The sequence below is a fragment of the Shewanella sp. K8 genome (genome assembly GCF_028823715.1).
Lineage (GTDB): Bacteria > Pseudomonadota > Gammaproteobacteria > Enterobacterales > Shewanellaceae > Shewanella > Shewanella algae.
Map to the genome: position 1 here is coordinate 1 of NZ_JAPEHY010000070.1, position 4,730 is coordinate 4,730.

The 4,730-nt window shown below is 51.7% G+C and carries 5 protein-coding genes; 2 read left to right on the forward strand and 3 right to left on the reverse strand.

All coding sequences use genetic code 11. The features are described from left to right. Window positions 1–66 precede the first annotated feature (66 nt). Genes ON072_RS20760 through ON072_RS20770 form a run of 3 tightly spaced genes read right to left on the reverse strand, consistent with a single transcriptional unit; the run spans window position 67 to window position 1,316 of the window. Entirely contained in the window at window positions 67–357 is a 291-nt protein-coding gene (locus ON072_RS20760; RefSeq protein WP_028779462.1) for a hypothetical protein, read from the reverse strand. A 33-nt stretch (window positions 358–390) separates the two neighbouring features. Next, window positions 391–909, reverse strand: a complete 519-nt coding sequence (locus ON072_RS20765; RefSeq protein WP_107110786.1) for a class I SAM-dependent methyltransferase — start codon at window positions 907–909, stop codon at window positions 391–393. After that, entirely contained in the window at window positions 906–1,316 is a 411-nt protein-coding gene (locus ON072_RS20770) for a hypothetical protein (protein WP_025008935.1), read from the reverse strand. Before ON072_RS20770 ends, ON072_RS20765 begins: the two co-directional genes overlap by 4 nt. A 390-nt stretch (window positions 1,317–1,706) precedes the next feature. Here ON072_RS20770 and fccA point away from each other — a divergent pair, with 390 nt between their 5' ends. Together fccA and ON072_RS20780 are read left to right on the forward strand one after the other, a co-directional pair. Further along, the gene (fccA, locus tag ON072_RS20775) at window positions 1,707–3,491 is read left to right on the forward strand and encodes a fumarate reductase flavoprotein subunit FccA (RefSeq protein ID WP_025888678.1); all 1,785 of its coding nucleotides are present in this window, start codon (window positions 1,707–1,709) and stop codon (window positions 3,489–3,491) included. A gap of 198 nt (window positions 3,492–3,689) precedes the next feature. Next, on the forward strand, window positions 3,690–4,679 hold the full coding sequence (locus tag ON072_RS20780; protein ID WP_028779460.1) for a 2-hydroxyacid dehydrogenase: 990 nt from the start codon (window positions 3,690–3,692) through the stop codon (window positions 4,677–4,679). Window positions 4,680–4,730 lie beyond the last annotated feature (51 nt).

The window sequence follows — 4,730 nt, forward strand, 5'->3', positions numbered from 1 at the left end:
GCCCCCTTCTAGGGGGCTGTTCAAAGCCACCTGCTATGCAGGTGGATTTTTTACTTATCCGGAAGCTTAGGAGAAGCTGTGACCGCCCACATGCATGATGCAAAAGGTCCAGACCACGAAAGCCAGAATACCGTGTACCAGAGCATAGAAGGCCTGATCCAGGCGACGTAGGCCGGCTGCTTGCCAGATAAGGTGCAGGTGCAGTCCAAGCACCAGAGGGAACAGTAACAATAAGGGATAGAGGGCGAATGGACTGGCATCTCCCAGCAGAGGTCGGGTCAACAACGACCAGAGCACCATAAAGGCGGTGATCAGCGGGGGCAGGGCAAGCCGATACTGCTCGGGATAGGGAAACATTACAGGTCCTTGATACAGCTGAATAAAGGCGGATCAGCGAACGGCTCTGGCTATCAATTGTGCCTTGGCTTGCAGCATTCCCGTTTCTCCGCCGGGCATATGGCCTTCAAAGTAATGTAAAGTCTCGAATTTGGCAAATCTGTGTTGTAGCTCACGCTGATTCAGCAAGAAGTCCGGGTTACTGGGACGGCCAAACTTGGCCTGTTCCTGAGTAAAGGTCTCGTAAAACAACAAACCACCGGGTTTGAGCTGTTTGGCTATCCAGGGCAACGAGGGGCGGTGCAGGTAGTTGAACACCAATACTACGTCGAAAGGTTGAAGCTCGGGCTTGTCGCCCTGCTCAAGGTCCCATTCAATGAATTGGCAGTGAGGAAACTGGCGCCATAGGTCATCAAAGCTCTCGGGATTGCGATCGATGAAGGTAACCTCGGCGCCCTGTTTGGCAAACCAATGGCCATTGCGCCCGGAGCCGCAGGCCAGGTCCAGTACTCTGAGCTCAGGTGTTATCTCAGTGTGCCGCTCAAAGGCTGTGATCAGTTCTGCTGTGTTCATCCCTTGATCTCCTTGCGGCTGTCTATTCTGCGTCTGTGAACTATAGAATAATGCCGCAAGCCCGCGGGTCCGTGTGACACTATGACCGACAGCAAAACCACAGTCACAAGCAACTCGCTCTTGTAGCTTGCCAGAGGAATAAACAGCAGGATCAGCAGCAGCTTCACCAGAGTCAATACCCCTTTGAGTTGGATAAGCCAGCGCCAATCCCTGACTATCTCCCACAGCATCAGGCAACTGCCGCTGGCCATGGCCATTATCCAATAGAGCTGCCAGCTTTCTCTGGGTACCGACAGCAAAATACCGCCACCGGCTCCGACAATTCCCAAAATGTGCAGGGCTCTGAGGCTGGTCTTACAAAGGCGCTGCAGCCAAAACTGCTTTTCAGACATCTGTGCTTTAGCCATGGCGATTATATCTGTGATCCAGAATACAAATTTTCCGTTAGCTTAGCAGCATTCGCCAATTGGCGACTATGCTTGATCCTGTATTTGTCGAGTCTTCTCACATGGAAATGCAGATCCCCAAAACGTTAACTTCGTCAGCTATACGGTACGTTAGCCGTGATTTGTATCAATATGTGACCGACTAATCTGCAAGAGTGCACAGAAATGCGGATAGGTGGCGTCGAGAGAAATCTTTTTGTGACTCAGTTAAATATATGCCTAAAGGGGTAGTGATATCTTCTGCCATGGGAGATATGTCGTGCTACAGCCTTGGTATAAATAACTAAAAAGCAATGTGGTACGAAATAGCTATATATGAGTATGTGAAATAATATGGTGGAGGAACACTCTATGTTCACGGGAGCACTTAAGAAAACAGCACTGGCTGCTCTGATTTCCGGCATGATGGCCGGTACAGCTTATGCCGGCGCAGATGTATTGGCGGATTTTCATGGTGAAATGGGCGGTTGCGATACTTGCCACGTTTCCAAGAAAGGCCCGACCGATGACAACCTGACCCATGAGAACGCCCAGTGCGTTAGCTGCCACGGTGATCTGAAAGAGATTGCTGCCGGTGAAAAAGATCTGAAGATTTCTCCACACAAGTCTCACCTGATCGGTGAAATCGCTTGTACTTCTTGCCACAAAGGCCATGAAAAATCAGTTGCTTACTGTGACGCTTGCCACAGCTTCGGCTTCGATATGCCATTCGGCGGCAAGTGGGAGCGTAAGTTCGTTCCTATCGATGTGCAGAAAGATGCTCAAGACAAAGCTATTGCAGCCGGTCCTCGTGAAACCACTGACGTGGTTATCATAGGTTCTGGTGGTGCCGGTCTGGCCGCCGCAGTATCTGCTCGCGACAACGGTGCCAAAGTCATTCTGCTGGAAAAAGAGCCTATCCCAGGTGGTAACACCAAGCTAGCTGCCGGCGGTATGAACGCTGCTGAAACCAAGCCTCAAGCGGCTCTGGGTATTAAAGACAAGAAAGAGATCATGATTGAGGACACCATGAAAGGTGGCCGTAACATCAACGATCCTGAGCTGGTTAAAGTTCTGGCCAACAACTCCTCCGATTCTATCGACTGGTTGACTTCTATGGGCGCCGATATGACTGACGTAGGTCGTATGGGTGGTGCCAGTGTTAACCGTAGTCACCGTCCAACCGGTGGTGCCGGTGTGGGTGCTCACGTTGCCCAAGTATTGTGGGACAACGCTGTTAAGCGCGGTACCGATATCCGTCTGAACAGCCGCGTTGTACGCGTACTGAAAGATGATTCAGGCAAAGTGACCGGCGTTCTGGTTGAAGGTAAGTACACTGGTTACTACGTGATCAAGGCTGATGCCGTGGTTATGGCTACCGGTGGTTTCGCCAAGAACAACGACCGCGTTGCCAAGTACGATCCTAAGCTGAAAGGTTTTGCTGCTACCAACCACCCAGGTGCAACCGGTGACGGTCTGGATGTTGCCATGCAAGCCGGTGCCGATACCCGCGATCTGGAATGGGTACAGGCTCACCCAACTCTGTCTCCACGTGGTGGTGTGATGGTAACTGAAGCCGTACGCGGTAACGGTGCTATCCTGGTCAACCGTGAAGGTGACCGTTTCGTCAACGAAATCACTACTCGTGACAAGGCTTCTGCAGCCATCCTGAAACAGAAAGGTGCCAGCGCCTTCCTGGTGTTCGATGACTCAGTTCGCAAGAGCTTGAAGAAGATTGAAAACTATGTCCACCTGGGCATTGTTGATGAAGGTAAGACCCCTGAAGAACTGGCCAAGAAGATTGGTGTTCCAGGTGCTGAACTGGCCAAGACTATTGCCAGCTACAACGGTTTCGTGAAGTCTGGTAAAGACACTCAATTCGAGCGTCCTAACCTGCCTCGTGAACTGGGTACTGCCCCTTACTACGCTATCGAAGTTAAGCCAGCTGTACACCACAGCATGGGTGGCGTGAAGATTGATACCAAGGCTGAAGTGAAAGCCAAAGATGGTCATCTGATCCAGGGTATGTATGCTGCCGGTGAAGCAACCGGTGGTGTTCACGGTGCCAACCGTCTGGGCGGTAACGCTATCTCTGATATCGTAACCTTCGGTCGTATCGCCGGTGCTGAAGCTGCCAAGTACGCTAAAGAGCACTAGGCCAAACTAATTCTCCGATAGCACGGAGTCGGGGCGCTTGAGCCCCTCATCAAAAAAGCGGACTGTCAGGAGTCCGCTTTTTTCTTTTTGTTGCGCTGCATCATGTTTCCGGTGAGATTGTCTGTGCCAGGCAAAGACAAGTTTAGGTAATTCACTTACACTTTTAGCTATCATTCCAATTACCGGGTCATAAACAGCATGAAGATAGGTTTTTTCAGCGCCAAGCGTTACGACATGCAGCATTTCAACCGTACCAACCAGGCCTTTGGGGCTCAAATCGAGTACTTCGACGTGCGCCTTTGCATGCAAACAGTGAAACTGGCTTACGGATTCGAAGTGATCTGCGCCTTCGTCAACGACGAACTCAATGACGAGGTGCTGACAGAACTGGCCGCCAACGGCACCCGGATCATCGCCATGCGCTGTGCCGGCTTTAATAATGTCGACCTGGATGCGGCTAAGCGTCTGGGAATGAATGTTGTCAATGTCCCTGCTTATTCTCCCGAGTCTGTGGCCGAACATACGGTCGCCCTGATGTTGACCCTGAACCGCAAGATCCATAAGGCGTATCAACGCACCCGGGATGCCAACTTCTCTCTCGAAGGGTTGGTGGGCTTCAACATGTTCGGTAAGACTGTGGGCGTGGTCGGCACAGGGAAAATCGGTATCGCCACCATCAAGGTCTTGCTGGGCTTTGGCTGTAAAGTATTGGCATTTGACCCTTATCCCAATCCGCAAGTAGAGGCGCTGGGGGCTCGCTATGTCACTCTGGATGAGATGTACCAACAGAGCGATATCATCAGTCTTCATTGCCCGCTGACGGCGGAAAACCGCCATCTGCTCAACGCAGACAGCTTTGCCAAGATGAAGCCGGGCATGATGGTGATTAACACCAGTCGTGGCGGCTTGCTCAACGCCATAGATGCCATGGAAGCGCTCAAGCTCGGACAGATAGGTTCGTTGGGGTTGGACGTGTATGAGAACGAGAAAGAGCTGTTCTTTGAAGACAAGTCCAACGAAGTGATCCAGGACGATGTATTCCGGCGTTTATCGGCTTGCCACAATGTGATCTTTACCGGTCACCAGGCGTTTTTGACCGAAGAGGCCTTGGGCGCCATCGCCCACACCACACTGTCCAATGTACAGAAACTCCTCAGCGGTGAGCGTTCGGGTAACGAGCTTTTCTAAGGAAGGTGCGAACAAGTCCCATGTGTGCTCTGCGTCGGCTTACAGGCCTGG